This window comes from Acerihabitans sp., from assembly GCF_036398755.1.
GTDB lineage: Bacteria > Pseudomonadota > Gammaproteobacteria > Enterobacterales > Enterobacteriaceae > Acerihabitans.
This window is the reverse complement of record NZ_DASWOM010000017.1, coordinates 52,466-68,206: the sequence shown is the minus strand read 5'-3', so window position 1 is coordinate 68,206 and position 15,741 is coordinate 52,466. Positions and strand designations below refer to the sequence as shown.

Annotated in this window: 14 protein-coding genes; 2 read left to right on the top strand and 12 right to left on the bottom strand. The window is 59.2% G+C overall.

Annotated features, from left to right (window positions below):
• Positions 1 to 18: 18 nt before the first annotated feature.
• From VGC33_RS03070 to VGC33_RS03045, 6 genes are read right to left on the bottom strand one after another with little or no spacing between them, the layout of a single operon-like run.
• Positions 19 to 1,125, bottom strand: coding sequence for a DSD1 family PLP-dependent enzyme (locus tag VGC33_RS03070; RefSeq protein WP_331118915.1), 1,107 nt, complete (start codon positions 1,123 to 1,125; stop codon positions 19 to 21).
• Entirely contained in the window at positions 1,122 to 2,525 is a 1,404-nt protein-coding gene (locus tag VGC33_RS03065) for an MmgE/PrpD family protein (RefSeq protein ID WP_331118913.1), read from the bottom strand. The genes VGC33_RS03070 and VGC33_RS03065 overlap by 4 nt, the downstream gene beginning before the upstream one ends.
• Positions 2,526 to 2,540: 15 nt before the next feature.
• Entirely contained in the window at positions 2,541 to 3,296 is a 756-nt protein-coding gene (locus VGC33_RS03060; protein ID WP_331118911.1) for an ABC transporter ATP-binding protein, read from the bottom strand.
• A complete protein-coding gene (locus VGC33_RS03055; RefSeq protein ID WP_331118909.1) occupies positions 3,293 to 4,351 on the bottom strand; it encodes an ABC transporter substrate-binding protein in 1,059 nt (352 codons plus the stop codon). The genes VGC33_RS03060 and VGC33_RS03055 overlap by 4 nt, the downstream gene beginning before the upstream one ends.
• Before the next feature lie 35 nt (positions 4,352 to 4,386).
• Positions 4,387 to 5,148 carry an ABC transporter permease gene (locus tag VGC33_RS03050; protein ID WP_331118907.1) on the bottom strand — a complete coding sequence of 254 codons (762 nt, stop codon included), beginning with the start codon at positions 5,146 to 5,148 and terminating at the stop codon, positions 4,387 to 4,389.
• On the bottom strand, positions 5,145 to 5,963 hold the full coding sequence (locus VGC33_RS03045; RefSeq protein WP_331118905.1) for an ABC transporter permease: 819 nt from the start codon (positions 5,961 to 5,963) through the stop codon (positions 5,145 to 5,147). The genes VGC33_RS03050 and VGC33_RS03045 overlap by 4 nt, the downstream gene beginning before the upstream one ends.
• A 211-nt stretch (positions 5,964 to 6,174) precedes the next feature.
• Here VGC33_RS03045 and VGC33_RS03040 point away from each other — a divergent pair, with 211 nt between their 5' ends.
• The gene (locus tag VGC33_RS03040; protein ID WP_331119080.1) at positions 6,175 to 6,939 is read left to right on the top strand and encodes a GntR family transcriptional regulator; all 765 of its coding nucleotides are present in this window, start codon (positions 6,175 to 6,177) and stop codon (positions 6,937 to 6,939) included.
• A 141-nt stretch (positions 6,940 to 7,080) separates the two neighbouring features.
• Here the strand turns inward: VGC33_RS03040 and VGC33_RS03035 are convergent, their stop codons facing one another.
• From VGC33_RS03035 to VGC33_RS03015, 5 genes are all read right to left on the bottom strand, one after another.
• Positions 7,081 to 7,497: an RbsD/FucU domain-containing protein gene (locus VGC33_RS03035; protein ID WP_331118903.1), complete on the bottom strand. Its 417-nt coding sequence runs from the start codon at positions 7,495 to 7,497 to the stop codon at positions 7,081 to 7,083.
• A 72-nt stretch (positions 7,498 to 7,569) separates the two neighbouring features.
• Positions 7,570 to 8,334, bottom strand: coding sequence for an SDR family NAD(P)-dependent oxidoreductase (locus VGC33_RS03030; RefSeq protein WP_331118901.1), 765 nt, complete (start codon positions 8,332 to 8,334; stop codon positions 7,570 to 7,572).
• Positions 8,335 to 8,510: 176 nt separating this feature from the next.
• Positions 8,511 to 9,560: a LacI family DNA-binding transcriptional regulator gene (locus VGC33_RS03025; RefSeq protein WP_331118899.1), complete on the bottom strand. Its 1,050-nt coding sequence runs from the start codon at positions 9,558 to 9,560 to the stop codon at positions 8,511 to 8,513.
• A gap of 34 nt (positions 9,561 to 9,594) precedes the next feature.
• The gene (locus VGC33_RS03020; protein WP_331118897.1) at positions 9,595 to 11,454 is read right to left on the bottom strand and encodes a TRAP transporter large permease; all 1,860 of its coding nucleotides are present in this window, start codon (positions 11,452 to 11,454) and stop codon (positions 9,595 to 9,597) included.
• Between the two features lie 78 nt (positions 11,455 to 11,532).
• Complete coding sequence (locus tag VGC33_RS03015; protein WP_331118895.1) at positions 11,533 to 12,579, bottom strand: TRAP transporter substrate-binding protein; 1,047 nt, start codon at positions 12,577 to 12,579, stop codon at positions 11,533 to 11,535.
• A 375-nt stretch (positions 12,580 to 12,954) separates the two neighbouring features.
• On the opposite strand from VGC33_RS03015, the gene VGC33_RS03010 reads away from it, so the two are divergent.
• Complete coding sequence (locus tag VGC33_RS03010; RefSeq protein WP_331118893.1) at positions 12,955 to 14,553, top strand: ABC transporter substrate-binding protein; 1,599 nt, start codon at positions 12,955 to 12,957, stop codon at positions 14,551 to 14,553.
• 137 nt (positions 14,554 to 14,690) lie between these two features.
• On the opposite strand, the gene VGC33_RS03005 is transcribed toward VGC33_RS03010, so the two are convergent.
• The gene (locus tag VGC33_RS03005) at positions 14,691 to 15,665 is read right to left on the bottom strand and encodes a chemotaxis protein (protein ID WP_331118890.1); all 975 of its coding nucleotides are present in this window, start codon (positions 15,663 to 15,665) and stop codon (positions 14,691 to 14,693) included.
• Positions 15,666 to 15,741: the final 76 nt, after the last annotated feature.

The following is a 15,741-nucleotide window of genomic DNA, read 5'->3' as shown; positions in this document are numbered from 1 at the left end:
AATGAACATCGCCGCGCATCAGCGCAAACGCGACTGTATCGGGATCGGCCATTCGGCGGCTATCACGCCGTCACGCGCGCCATAGATCCGGTCGTGCAGATGCACGGTGGTATCGCCATACCCCACCACCCAGCGCAGGCGGTCGCCCACCCTGGGCAACGGGCAGGGTTCCTTCAGCTCGACCTTGCCGTGTTCGGCGGAAAACCCCACGCTGTCCACCGGCGGCAATGCCAGCGGGATCGGCATGCCGGCGTCGCTGCTCAACGCCTTTTTCCCGGCATCGCAGATAATGCGCGTGGGGGTCGGCCGGCTGGTTACGGTGGTGAGCAGCGTCAGCCCGTACTCCAGCGGCACATGGTAGAGTTCGCGATAATGCACATCGCCGAAAATACCGCCGCCGGCCTGAATTTCGGTGACGCCGGGCAGCGCCGCCGCGCTCTGGTAGGTGCCGGTGCCGCCACAGCTCACCACCGCGATGGCGATGCCGTGCCGGCGGCACAGTTCGGCGCTGTCGGTCAGCAGGCCGACGGACGCCGCGATGGCGGCCTGTTTTTCCCGCGCATCGGCGATACGGGTGGTATGCCCTTCCCAGGTCATCATGCCGCGCAGGCGCAGCGACGGGTGGCCGGCGATAACGCGGGCCAGGGCCAGCACCGGTTGTCCGGGCGCCACCCCGGCGCGGCGGGTGCCGGTATCCACCTCGATCATCACCTCAAGGCTGACGCCGGCCAGGTCGGCGGCCCGCGCCAGCTCAAGCACATTGTCGGCGCCGTCCACCGCCACGGCGACCACGGCGCCGCTACGGCGCAGCGCCATCAGGCGCGCCGTTTTCAGTGGGCCGACAATCTGGTTGGCAATAAGGATATCGGTGATGCCGGCGGCAGCCATCACCTCCGCTTCGGCAAGCTTGGCGCAGGTGATGCCGCAGGCGCCGTTGGCCAGTTGCAAACGGGCGATATCCGGCGATTTATGGGTTTTACAGTGCGGCCGCCACTGCACGCCGGCGGCGCGGCAGGTGTCGGCGATACGCGCCAGATTGCGCGCCATGATGGCCATATCCACCACCAGAGCGGGTGTGTCCAGCGCCGACAGCGGCTGGCCGATAAGGCTTGGCGAAGGGATCATCGCGCGCCTCCGGCGTCCTGGCAGGCGATGAACAGGCTTATCACCAGCGTCATGCTTTCCTGCTGTTCAAGGGACAGCAGCACCTTTTCCAGCACGCCGACGCGCCCAGCGGGGGTCTGCCAGCCGTAGCGCAGGTTGGCGCGAAACTTTTCCAGCACCTCCCGCTCGCTTAACGGATCGTCCGGCGCGCCCTTCATGGTCAGGCTGGCGATGTCCCGTATTGCGCCATCGGCCAGGCGCAGGCGGATGCGGGCGGGCGGCACCGCGGTGGGGGCAAAATCCGCCGCCACCACGCAGCGCAGACGGCTGGCCCAGGCGGTGGCGTCGCGCCGCACCTGTTCGGGGGCGAAACTGTCGATGCCGACCGCGCCGTCGGTCAATGCCGCCGCGAACGCATAGGCGGCGTTAAACTGCGCATGTACCGTCGGCGTCGGATGCAACCGCTCGAACGGCGCGCCGACGATCTGGTGATTAACCCGGCCCAGTTCAATCACGCCGCCGTCGATATCACAAGGCCTGATGCCCTCGGCGCGCAACGCCAGCGCCAGCTGGATGGTGGTATGGGTACAGCGGCAGCAGGGCCAGGGCTTCATGCTGAGGTCGAGCAAATGCCAGCGTTGTCCCCAGTCCGCCATTAATATCTCCGGCGACACTTCCCCGCGCTCGTGCAGGGCGAACAGGCCGGCGTTGCCCTCCAAGAAACGATGAGGGCCGGTGATGCCGTGGCGCGCCAGTTGGGCGGCCAGCACGCCCGAGCGCGCGGCGAAGCCGGGGCCGACGCGTTTTGCCAGTACCCCGTCGGCGATAAACTGGGTCGTGCCGCTCATTTGCACATAGGCCAGCCCCATGGCGTTAAGCGTTTGCGGCGCATCCAGCCCAAAGACCTTGGCCGCCGCCGCCGCCGCGCTGATGCAGCCCAGCGCGGTGGTGGGATGCCAGCCTTTGCCCAGCGAGTTATAGCAGGTCAGTCCCAGACGGCAAAAGACTTCCACGCCCACCGCCAGTGCGGCCAGGGCGGTTTTGCCGCTGACCCGGCCGTGAGCTTCGGCGGCGGCCAGCACCGCCGGCAGGATCACGCAAAAGACATGCACCCGCGCCGGATCGTGCTGATCGTCAAAATCCAGGCTGTGCGCCGCGGCGGCGTTGGCCAGCGCCGCGCTGACCGGGTTGACCCGCCGGCCGTTATGCAACAGCGTGGCGCAGCCGCCGCTTTCCCACTCGGTCAGCGCCGCCAGTAATTCCTCCATGCCGGGGGCGCGGGCGGCGGCGGCGATAACGCCGAAGGTATCAAGGGTAAAGCGTTTTACCGTGCTGACCACCGCCGGCGGCAGCGAATCATAATCAATTGCGGCGATGATTGTCGCCAGCTCCCGTCCGCAGGACGGCCATTGTTGTTCCATCAGGGTCAAAGCCTCTCAATCGTTGCGGTCATGACGCAGCAGTTCGCTGATATGCTGGCGTAGCTGTACAAAAAGCGGATCCCATTTCATGGCATCGCGCCGCGGCCTCTCGAACGGCACCTTAATCTCTTCCAGCACCCGCGCCGGGCGCTTGCTGTAGACCAGGATGCGGTCGGCCAGGTAGAGGGCTTCCTCGATGCCATGGGTGACGAACAGCACCATTTTCGGCTCCGCTTCCCAGATGCGCAGCAGTTCGTCCTGCAGCAAATCACGGGTCTGCACATCCAGCGCGCCGAAGGGTTCATCCATCATCAAAAGCGTCGGCTTGATGCAAAAAGCGCGGGCGATGCCCACCCGTTGCTGCATGCCGCCGGATAGCTGATGCGGCCAGGCATGGTAAAAGCCTTGCAATCCCACCATGTCGAGATATTCCCTGGCTCTCGCCAGCCGCTCCTTTTTTGCCACGCCCATCAGCTCCAGGCCGAACGCGACGTTATCCAGCGCGGAGCGCCAGGGCAGCAGGTCCGAGCCCTGGAATACCATGCCGCGTCCTTTGCCGGGCCGGCCGGTGATATCTTCGCCGTCGAGCACTACCGACCCGCCATCCGCCGGTAATAAGCCGTTGATGATTTGCAGCAGGGTGGATTTGCCGCAGCCGGACGGTCCCAGCAGGGCGACAAACTCCCCCGCCGCCACGTCCAGCGACTGCCCGGCCAGCACCGGGGTGCCGTTAAAGGATTTATCGATACCGGTAACGGTAAGGTGGGTCATGGCGCCCCCAGCTCTTTCAGCGCCCGATCCAGCCAGGTGCGGTCTATCAGGGTATTGAGATCAACCGTGCCTTTGAGCGCGCCGGCGCGCTGGTAGACGGGGATGACTTTCGCCATCTGCTCGACGGTCAGCGAGGCCATATCGGGTGGAAACGCATGGATGCCGGTGGTCAGGCTCTGCCAGACCGGGCGCAGGACATCGTCGCCGGCGCTTTTCAGGTCTTTTGACGACGCCCACTTGCCGACCTGGGATTTATACCAACCGTAGTCGTTATCGGTCTGACGGAAGGCGGTGAGGATAGACTTAAGCACCGCCACCGCCGCGTCCTGGTTCTCTTTCACCTTAAGCCAATCGGCGGTGGTAATGATTACCGCGCTGAACCAGTTATCGTATTCTTCCCAGGGGCGCACCAGGATGCCGAAATCGCCGCGGCCTTTAACGCCCTTTAGCTGTTCCGCCTGCTCGATATGCATCGGCACCGCGTCCACCCGGCCCGCCAGCAGCGCCCGCATCCGGTCGCCGGAGCTGCCCATTTCGATAAAGTTGATTTTTTTGGCGTCGATGCCGTGCTTGTCCAGTACCCCTTGCAGCATCACATACATAAAATCGCCGATGCTGTTCACCGCCACCGATACCGAATCGCCGCCCAGATCCGCCAGGGTCTTGATCCGGTCGAGATTGGCGACAATCACCTGCGAGGTATTGCTGTAGGACAGGCCGATAATGCGTACCTCGGCGCCCGCCTCCGCCGCGGTGAGGGTCGAGGCGATATCGGCGTCGCCCAAATCCGCCCCGCCGGTCACCACCTCCTGCACGATCTGGCTGATTTTGGCGGTCGGCTGCATGGCGGGCATGGCGAAACCCGCCGTGGCGGGAAGCAGCTCGCGCAGCGCCGCCTGCAACGGCACGTTCACCGCCGCCGCCGAAGCCAGGGTATTGATTTTCAGCACCCGCCCCGGCGCGGCCAGGACCCGCCGCAGCGGATTAAAGGCCAGTACGCCGGCGGCTCCCAGGCCCAGACGCAAGGCCTGTCGACGATTGATGTTATGTACCATGTTCTGTGCTCCTCGGAGTGTGGGAAAATGAACAGCTAATGATCGGTACGGCTGGCGTACCAGGGTGCCGCCAAGCGCCCAATCCACCGCAGAATGCCGGTGGCCGTTACGCTTATCAGCATCAGCATGACAATCAGGGCGAACAGCGGCGCGGTGGACAGATCCAGTCCGGCATCGTTGATCAGGCCGCCGAAGCCGGTGCTGATAAACATCTCGGCGGTGACCATGGCGCGCAGGGAATGGGTGAGCCCGATGCGCGCGGCCACCAGCAGATAGGGAAACAGCGCCGGCAGCATAATCAGCCGAAAGCGCTGGACGCCGCTGGCGCCGAACGAGCGGCCCACATTCATCAGCCGCGCCGGCAGATCCCGGGCGGCCTGCTGCATGGTCATCACCACGTACCACAGGGTGGCGACAAACACGATGGCCACGCACATCAGCGTGCCGCGTCCCATCAGCAGGATAAACAGCGGCACCAGCGCGGCGGCGGACACCACGATAAACATCGACGCCCAGGGCTTCACCACCGCCAGAACCCAGCGCGAGCGTCCCATCATGATGCCCAGCGCAATCCCCACCGCCAGCGCCAGCAGATAACCGGCCATCATCTGCGCCAGCATGGCGGCCAGCGCACGCCAGAAATCCGCCTCCCGCAGCAGCGCCAGCCAGGACTGCGCCACCGACCACGGCGTGGCCAGCAAGGCATCGCCCAGACGCATGCCGCCGAATTGCCAGGCGATTAACGCCAGCGCGCAGCCGGCCAGGTTCATCAACAACGGGGAATAGGTCAGTTTCATAACGCCTCCGCAGGCAGCCAGCGGCACACCCGGCGTTCGATAATCAGCAGCAGTTCCTGTAGCAGCAGGCCGAGCAGGCAGAGCACAAACAGCACGCCCAGCACCCCGGCGCTGTCGAAGCGCGCGGCGGACTGCTTCATGATGGCGCCCAGGTTGACCGTCGCCAGAAACAGCTCGGCGGTGATCATGGCGTTCACCGCCCGCACCGCGCCGATGCGCAGCGCGGTAAACAAAAACGGCAGCGATTCGGGGATCAGGATCAGGGTGACCCGCTGGCGGCGCGAGGCGTTGAACGCGCGGCCGACGTCAAGCAGCCTGCGCTCGACGTTGCGGGTGCCGGCGTCGATAATAATCAGCATGTCGAACAGGCACATGATCACCACCAGCGCCACGCGGGCTTCAAAATACAGGCCGAACCAAATCATGATAAACGGCGCCCAGGCCACGCTCGGCACCGCATATATCAGCGTCACCAACGGATCGAACAGATCGTGCACCGCGCGGACGCGGCCCATCAGCATGCCGAGCGGCAGCGCAATCGCCAGGGCGATGGCGTATCCGAGCAGCATATGGCGCGAAGCGTCCAGCAACGCCTTCGGCAGTTCACCGGAGAAGGTTAATTGCCACAGCCGCTCAATCACCTTGTGCGGCGGCGCCAGGATAAAACCGGCATACTGTCTTGATACCGCCAGCCAGATCAGCATTCCCGCCGCTATCGAGGCCAGATAGATCAAACCGTACGCACGTTTACCGCCAAGGAGGCGGGTTCTCGCGCCACGGCCTTTGCGGGTAAAATTTTCCGCTATGTCAGTCATGATGACCTCTTTATGCCCGGTAACAATGTCGCACGCGCCAGACGATGGATAAGCGCGCGCAGACTAATGACTAATTGACTATGCATTTAGCGCGCCAACGTTTTTTATAGCGGCAAAATAATAGTGAAATACGGGCGGATGGCAGGGAAAATAATCGCAGACCGCGGAGTTGTTCGCTTTAACCGGCGGAAAGGTATAATTTATATTGTCTATGCATTTAAGCGAGAACACGATGGCCGACCCCACCCATTTGCCGATTTATGTCCGCATTCAGCAGTTTATCCGCAGCCAGATCGCCGGCGGACGGCTGCGGGAAGGCGATCGCATCGCCACCGAACTCGAGCTGGCCCGGCATTTCGACACCTCGCGGGCCACCGTGGCGCGCGCCATACAGCAACTGGTTTACGAAGGGGTTATCCTGCGTCGCCCGGGCAGCGGCAGCTTTGTGTCCACCCGCGCCATCACCGCGCCGCTACAGCTGACGCGGGTCTACTCGTTTGAGGATAAGCTCTCGGCCGAAGGCGCCAGCATCGACTATCAAATCCTTGCCTTTTCCAGCCAATCGGCCAGCGAAACCTGGGCGCATCAACTGCACCTCGATGCCGGCGGACTGGTTTACCAACTGCGGCGCCTGCGCATCGTGTCCCGCCGCCGGATGAGCCTGGAGGTGCGTATTTTCCCCGCCGCCCTCGGCCAGCGCATGACGGTGGAAATGCTGCAAAATCAGTCGGTTCACCAGATCCTGGCGAGTTTATCCATGCCGGTAAGGCATGTGGAAGGCAAAATCCGCGCCTGTCTGGCCGACGGCGCGCTGGCGCAGGATATGGATGTGAGGGAAGGCAGCGCGCTGCTGGTGCGCGACTATGTTTTGACCGGCGATGGCCGACATCCGCTGGTGTGCGGGGAATCCTATTATCGGCCGGATTTTCATATCGATTACCAGGTGGAGGATACCGGGCGGATGGAACAGCCATAACGGCAAAAAAAGCCGTCGGCGGACCAAATCAGTGCATTAAATGCACTGTCCTGGAGCAATCGCGCCATATCCCGCCGCTATCCCCGCGCTATGGCCGTTCAATGGCCATGTTGGATTTTCTGAAGATCCAAGGGCGGGTGTTTACGCCACCACCCCCACGGTGATGATGAGATTAGCGAAGCGCTTCGCCTCGCCCGAGGCGATAACCAGCAGCGTATCCTGTGATTTGGCAAGGGCATAAAATTCATTTCTGCCGACATAAGCGATATCGGTATCCGCCGGCAGCAGCGCTTTATATTCCGCCGCAATCGTATTATTAAAGTCGGCGGGATATTCCATAAAGGTCACGGTTTCTATATTAATGTATTTGACGATCTTCTCCAGGATAACCGTGCTGCGTATCATGCCGGGCGCCAGGTTAAGGTAGATAATCTCGGCGTCACGCGCCGAGTTGGTGACAAATGAATAGTTACTGTCGGCAATGACAATATTGGTCTTGTGCCCGCATTTAGCCAGACCGCTTAATAACTGAGGGTGCAATATTTCAGATTTGATCATGATGTTTCCTGGAAAAATGCCAAGCGTATCGCCGCCGGGCAAAGCGATCCCTGCCCGTCGGCGAGTGAAATATTACATGCGGTAAATACCGCCGTTAATATCTATCGTGGCCCCGGATACGAAACCATTATATTCCGACGCCAGAAATCTGATCACCCGGGCAACATCTTCAGCGCTACCGGCCCTGCCCAGCGGAATGGCGCTGATGGTTTCATCGGCAGATTCTTTGGTGGTGTGCTGATTATGGAACCGGGTGCCCAGAATCAGTCCTGGCGCCACCGCGTTAACCCTGATGCCATACTGGCCCAGTTCGGCCGCCAGAGAGCGGGTCCAGGCCAGAACGGCCCCTTTGGTGGTGGAATAGGCCAGCGACCCCGAATGGCCGCCAGAGCGGCCGGCCAGCGAGGCCAGGTTGACGATGCTTGCGCCGTCCGGCGCCTGTTTCAAATAAGGCAGCGCACTTTGCGTCACATTCAGCATGGTGGTCATATTGACGTCGATGACTGTTTTCCAGAATTGGCTGTCTATTTCACCCAGCCATTTCCGGGCGATAATGCCGCCGACATTATTAATCAGGATGTCGATGCCGCCTAAAAATTCCGCCGCCGCCAATATGCATTTTTTGGCATCGTCTTCATCGGTTAAATCAGCAAATCCATACGCGGCTTTTTGTCCCAAAGAGGTCGCCAGCGCAACCAGTGCTTTAGGACTCTCCTCATCGCTAAAATAATGGATATAAATATCACAGCCCGCTTCGATCAGCTCGGTGGCCGTCGCTTTGCCAATGCCTTGTTCCGCACCGGTAATAAAAACTTTTTTTCCTGATAAAGCGCCCATGGTGATCTCCTGTTTTCAGTGTAAACGTCTGCGAATGATAAATTGCTCGCGGGTGCATCGGTTATTGCCTCAAGCGCTTTCTCCCGCGCCGGGCAATAGTGAGCCCTACCCTCTATGGCTAATTAAATTTCCCCGGGTGGTCGCGACTATTTGTACCCGGGGTTTACTTGGAAAAATTAATATCCAGTACGGTCAATGACCGATTGGCGACAAATCAACTGGGGAGGAAATAAAAACTCTCCCGGCGTAATCGCCGGATTTTCAATTCTGGCCAACAGCCTTTCCACCATCTTGGCGACCATTTCCGTTAATGGCGGCATCACGGAGGTCAGCGCGGGGTGGACCAAATCCGCCAGCGGGATATTATCGATGCCGATGACGGAAATATCCTGCGGAATACGCACGCCGGCGTCCCGCAGCCCGGCCATCAGTCCGATACCCAGCGCATCGTTGATTGCCACAATGCCATCCGGGCGCGGGATCTGTTGCAACACTTTGGCCGCCAGGGTTCGCCCCAGCTCGGTCATTTCAGTATCGCCATAGGCCACGAGAGCCTTACCCTCGATGACCTGGGCGCGATCCATCAGTCCGTGGTCCCTGGCCGCGGATAAAAAACCTTCGATTTTATGCGCGCGGCTGATGGTCAGAAAGGCTTCGGTGACAAACGCCAGTTGCAGGCACCCCCGCGCAATCAGATGTTCCGCCGCCATGCGGCCGGCCGCGACGTTATCCATCGACACGCTGTCGAAGGGCAGGTTCCCGAGCAGCGCATCGCTTGGCATGCGGCTGTCGTAGTTCACCATCACCAGACCGAGCCTGGCGGCATTGGCGAAGTGCGGGCGCTCCATTGCGCTGGCCGCCACAATCACCCCCTGCACGCCATGCGCGAACATATCTTCCAGAAAGGCCTGTTCCTCGTCTTCCTGGCGGTAGGTATTGCCCAACAGCACCCGATACTGGCGCGCTTTGGCGGCCCGGTCGACTTCGCGGGTCAATACCGCGAAGCTGGGGTTGACGATGGACGGAACCAGTAAACCAATCATCCTGGCCTGTCCGGTCTTGAGCTGCTGCGCCACCCGATTGGGATGATAGTTTAGCTCCTGCATGGTCTGCCTGATGCGTTCCAACGTTTCCAAACGCATCTGGTCGGTGCGGCCGTTGAGTACATTGGAAACGCTACTCACAGAAACACCGGCGTGGCGCGCAACATCCCGAATATTTGCCATACATTCCCTCTTCACGTTGCCGTCCGAAACGATATCAATACCCGGCCAGCCGGGGCAGCCAGGTGCTGAGCGTCGGCACCAGGGCGACCACAATAATCCCGAACAGCGAGACAGCCAGATATTTAAGCATGGGTCGAATCACATTTTTCATTTCCACCCCGCAAATGGCGCAGGTGGTGTATAGCCCCAATCCGATGGGCGGAGAGAATAGACCGAACCCCATGGCAAGAATCATCACAATACCAAAATGCAGCGGGTTGAATCCCAATTGCATGGCGATAGGCACCAGTATGGGGGCGAAGATGATCAGCGCCGGCGCGCCTTCCAATACGGCGCCGAATATGATCAGGAGGACAATCGTCAGCATCAGGAATACCCAGGCGCCATGCTCCATGCCGATGCCGACCAGGAATTCGGCGATTTTCTGCGGGATCATCTGAATGGTCAGCACATAGGAGAGGCTGGTCGCGCAGGCCACGATAAACAGTAGCACCCCCGACATGGCGGCGGTATCGATAAACATTTTCACCGTTGCGCGCAAGGTCAGTTCGCCAAACGCCAGCCGGCCGACGACAATGGCGTAGATCACGGCAAAGGCCGAAATTTCGGTCGACGTGGCGATGCCCATCATCACGCCGCGGCCAATCATGAAAATCATCGCCAGGCCGACGATGGCGCCGAGCCACAGTTGCAGGCGCGGGCGCATCTGCGGGTAGGCATCGCTGATGTTGATTTTACCGCCGAAGCGGTTGGCCGCAATCAATAGCAGCACCAGCAGGCAGGCGGCCGGAACCAGCCCGGCGATAAACAGTGCGCCGATGGAGAGGTTCGCCACGAATCCGAGGACTATCAAGTTGACGCAGGGCGGAATCGTCTCGGCCACCACCGCGGACGCGGCAAACACCCCGGCGGCTTCTTCGCTATCTTGCTTCGCGCGGCGCACCGCCGGCATCAATACCCCGCCCACGGCGGCGACATCCGCCAGTTTGGAGCCGGAAATACCGGAGAAGAACGCCATCGACAGTACGGTGGTCATGTTCAGGCCGCCGCGAAAGCGGCCCATGCCGCGCACCACCAGCTCAACCAGACGGGTCGACATGCCGTTGATTTCCATGGCGGCGCCGGCCAGGAGAAAAAACGGAATCGCCAGCAGTACAAAGTGGTCCACGCCCGCGATAACCTGCTGGGAAAAAAACACGAACGGCAGCGACGGATCGCAGATAAAAAACACCATCGCCGACATGCCCAGCGTAAACGCAATAGGCACGCCCGCCAGGATGCCCAGCAGGAAACACAACAGCATGAATCCCGCCGCGGCGGTTGAAGGGTCGGGCATCAGGGACAGTTTCAGGTAGCCCAGCAGGGCCAAAGCCAGAATACCCGCGCCGCTGAGCAGCACGACTCTGGCGCGTTCGCGCAGGGCGTGTTCAAGCGCCGCCACCATCATTACCACCGAGCCTATCAGCACCGGAATCACGTAGATGATTTGCGGCAGGCCGGTTTCCGTCGTTTGCATCCGGGACGCCTGCCCCAGGTCATAGCTGGAAACCACCAGCCCGACGGCGACCAGAAACAAGACCCAGCGGCTGGCGTGAACGATATAAGGCCTTATTTTTTCGGGAATAAACCGCAAAAACAGATCGACACCAATATGGCCGCCGCGCCCGGTGGAGGTGGCGACCCCGAAGAACACCAGCGCGATCATCATGGCGCGCGCCACTTCCTCCGCCCACTCGATGGGGGAATGCAGCGCATAGCGCCAGATGACCGAGAGAAACACCACCAACACGTTAATCAGCAAAACCAGGGCGCCCGCCCAGGAGGTCACCGTTGTCAGGAATTTACTGAGCCGGCTGAGATAAACCAGCGGTCCCGCGAGATCTTTTGTGGCCATTGTCGTGTCTACCATGTTGAACCTCTCAATGGTTCCGGTCAGAAGATGGCCCGGCATAAAGCCCGGGCCACTGGAACATTACTGCGCGCCTGCGGAGGAACCGGCCGCGTTGATGTCGTCGACGACCGGCTTCATCTGCGGGTATTTGGCCAGGAAATCATCCCAGACCGGTTTGACTTCGCCGCGCAGGTAATCACGATCGATTTCACGGAAAACCATGCCTTGCGCTTTCAGTTTTTCCACCGCCTGCCGCTCGATTACGCCGGATTGCTGGCGTTCGTACAGCGTGGCCTCTTTTGCCGCCGCCAGCAGTTCGGGGCGCAGCGGTTCCGGGATCTGCTGGAAGCTGTTGTTATTCATGGCAATCATGATGGGGTTATAAATGTGCTGCGTCAGCGTGGCGTTTTTGGCGATTTCATAAAATTTGTTGGCCAGCACGGTGGCGGAATCATGTTCCAGACCGTCGATAACCCCCATTTGCAGGCTGGAATAAACCTCCCCGCCCGGCATGGGGATGGCCACCGCGCCCATATGGTTAATGGTGGCGATAAAATTGGGAACCGGGAGTACGCGTATTTTCAGGTTTTTCAGATCCTCGGGTTTCTCGATCGGTTTTTTGGTGTAGATATTTCTGGCGCCCAGGTTGTAGGCGTAGCTAAGCACCACGACGTTGGCCTTTTTCAGCATCAGGTCAGACAGGATGGTGCCCGCCGGACCATCCAGCGCTTTGCCTACCTGATCGAAGTTTTTAAACAAATAGCCCAGATCCAGTACGCTGATTTCCGGCACCAGGGTTGCCCAGATGGAGGTCCCGGAGATCATCATATTGATGGCGCCGATGCGTACCTGTTGGGTGGCATCGGCTTCTTTGCCCAGCATGCCGTTTGGAAAATAGTTGAGCTTGATTTGGTCTTTCAGATGCGGATTGCTCTCGATATTGGCTTGAAAACGTTTAAACCAAATGTAGTGCGCCGAGTTTTCGTCCGCCGTCAGCGAAGAATAAACGCGCAGATTTACGGCGGCTTGCGCCTGGGTAAACGCGCCGCCGGCAGCGGACAACATCGAGCTTAAGAAGATACAGACCAGTGCTTTGTGCAAAATGGGGTGCCGTAGAGTATTCATCATCAGATCCTTCAGCATGGGCGTGCAAAATTATCATTCCCGACAATTAAAAAGGGGGCTGGCGGGAGTAAAGGGTTGGCAATCTTTTTTTCTGTAACGTTACACTAAAACGTCACAGTGGACGATATAGAGGAATTTTTGCCCGATCAACCGTTGATTGGTGAAATGGATAAGGGAAGTATTTATTTTGTGAGGCAAGCCAAAACTGCGGTGATACAGCGAAAAAATGATACAAAGTTCAGAAGGTGTTTAGTCACAGTTTACTAAACGTCTGGAACAGGAAAAACTTTAGCCGCAGAAGATTTTTCCGTTTCAGCGAACGCCGCATATAATGTCTTGGGAAATCACCACCGTTTTTATCTTATGAAGGCATTAAAAATGGATTTACGCAAAACCTCTCTCGCACTGCTGATGGCCGCGCTGCTGCCGGCCGGCAGCGCACTGGCGGCGGCCAACGATGTGCTGGTCTACTGCTCCGAAGCCTCGCCGGAATCGTTTAACCCGCAGATAGCCAGCTCCGGGCCGTCTTTTGTCGCCAGCTCGCAGGTACTGTATAACCGCCTGATAACCTTCAGGGAAAGCGATAACCTGCCCGTCCCTTCCCTGGCCACCGCCTGGACCATCAGCCCCGACGGCAAAACCTACACCTTTACCCTGCGCCCGGGGGTCAAGTTCAACAGCAATAAATATTTCACCCCTACCCGCGATTTTAACGCCGACGACGTTATTTTTTCCGTCCTGCGGCAGAAAGACGACAATCACCCCTACCATAAGGTATCCCAGGCCACCTATGAGTATTTCAACGACGTCGGCCTCGGCGCCCTTATCCAGGACGTCAAAAAACTGGACGACCAGCATGTCCGGTTTACTCTGAGCAAACCCGACGCCACATTCCTGGCTGACTGGGGCATGGACTTTACCTCCATTCTCTCCGCGGAATACGCCGACGCCATGTTGAAAGCCGGCACGCCGGAGCGGGTGGACACCGACCCGATCGGTACCGGTCCGTATAACCTGAAAGACTATAAAGTCGACTCCTTGATCCGTTACGAGGCCAATCCGCATTACTGGCAGGGCGAGGTGCCGACCAAGCGCCTGATTTTTTCCATCACCCCCAACGTCAGCACCCGGCTTGCCAAGCTGGAAAAAAATGAATGCCAGATTATTCCCGCGCCCAGCCCGGTCAATTTTGACGAAATCAAAAACAATAAGGACCTGGCGCTGCACAGCGTGGACGGCATGAACGTGGGCTACCTGGCGTTCAATACCCGCAAACAACCCTTCGATAACCTCCTGGTGCGCCAGGCGTTGAACTATGCGGTGGATAAAAAAGCGATTGTTAACGCGGTATTCCTCGGTTCCGGGACGGTGGCGAAATCGCCGATTCCGCCCAATATGCTCGGTTACGATAAGGATCTCGCCGATTACCCCTACGATCCGGCCAAGGCCCGGGAATTGCTGAAACAGGCGGGGTTGGCGCAGGGTTTTACCACCGACCTGTGGTCTATGCCGGTGCAGCGCCCCTATAACCCCAATTCCCGCCGCATTGCGGAAATGATCCAAAGCGATTGGGCCAAGGTGGGTGTGACGGCAAAAATCGTTACCTTTGAATGGGGCGAATACCTGGCCGGCCTGCGCAAGGGCGAACACGCCTCCGCGCTGTTCGGCTGGATGTCCGATAACGGCGACCCGGATAATTTCGCCAATGTCCTGCTGGGGTGCGACAGTATCAACAGCGGATCCAACGCGGCGTTTTGGTGTGATAAGCAATATGACGCGTTGATAAAACAGGCCAAGGCCATAAGCGATCCGGCCCAGCGCGCCGCGCTGTACCGTCAAGCGCAGGGCGTGTTCCATCAACAGGCGCCCTGGGTGCCGCTGGCGAACGGTCAAACCTTTTACGCCACGCGCACCAATGTCACCGGCTACAGCGTCAGTCTCAACGGCAGCGATTTTTCCAAAGCCAAACTGAACTGAGCAAAGGGCATTTGGCGCCAGGGCGCTTAAATGCCGCAATGCAAGGCGGTGTATGGCCTTGCATCGCGGGCAGCGGGCTTGCGCCGCCGGCCGCGCCCCGGCACGCGGCGGCGCATGCCCGCCGTTTTTCGTCGCGCTTAGGCGACAGCCGCCGCCCTGACCGCCAGCACCTGCTGGATAGCGGTTTCCAATTCGTCGATGTCGAATTTTGCCACATACGCGTCGGCCCCCACCTTGCGCACGTGATCCTCATTGGCGCTGCCGGACAAGGACGAATGGATAATCACGGGTATATTTTTCAGGAACTCATCGCGTTTGATATTCAGCGTCAGGGTAAAGCCATCCATCTCCGGCATTTCCAAATCGGTTAATACAAACGCGATTTTATCGGCGACGGGTTTGCCTTCCGCGCGCGCCTCTTGCGCCAGCTTATTGATTTTATTCCAGGCTTCCAGGCCGGTGATGTGCGTTTCGAAGGGGACCTGCATCATCTTCAGTCCCTGTTCCAGCATCGAGCGGGCAACTTTGGAGTCTTCCGCCACAATGGCCACCGACCCCGGTTTCAGGGTAAAGGTACGCTTGTTTTCGCTGTTCAGATGGGCGGTGCGATTAGCCGGAATGATGTCATACAAGATTTGCTCGACATCCAGCACCAAGGCCAGCGGATTGTCCTTTTTATCATTGTTCAGGCGCGCGATGCTGGTGATATTGCGGCTACTGACCCCCGCCTCGGCCGCCATGACCTGGCTCCATTCAAGTCGGACGATATCGTCGACGGACTCTACCGCGAAGGCCTGGGTACTGCGCGCATATTCCGTTACCAGCACGATGTTCAATCCGGTTTTCGGTACGCAGCCGATGATGGCCGGCAGATCGATGACCGGAATAATTTCGCCGCGGATATTCGCCATGCCCATCAGCGGGGACACCATGCCCGCGGCCTTGGTAAGCTTCGGCATCGGCACGATTTCACGCAGCTTGAAGACGTTGATACCGTATAATTCGGTGTGTTCTTCATCGGGTGGCGTCCCCAGGCGGAATAACAATAGTTCAAATCGGTTTGATGAGGTGAGATTGGTTCTCTCCTCCACCTCTTGTTGAAAATTATCCATACTTTCCCCAATGAAAAACAACGATTGATGTGTGGAAACAAGGCGAAATGACTGATTCGGAAAATAAGGAACGACG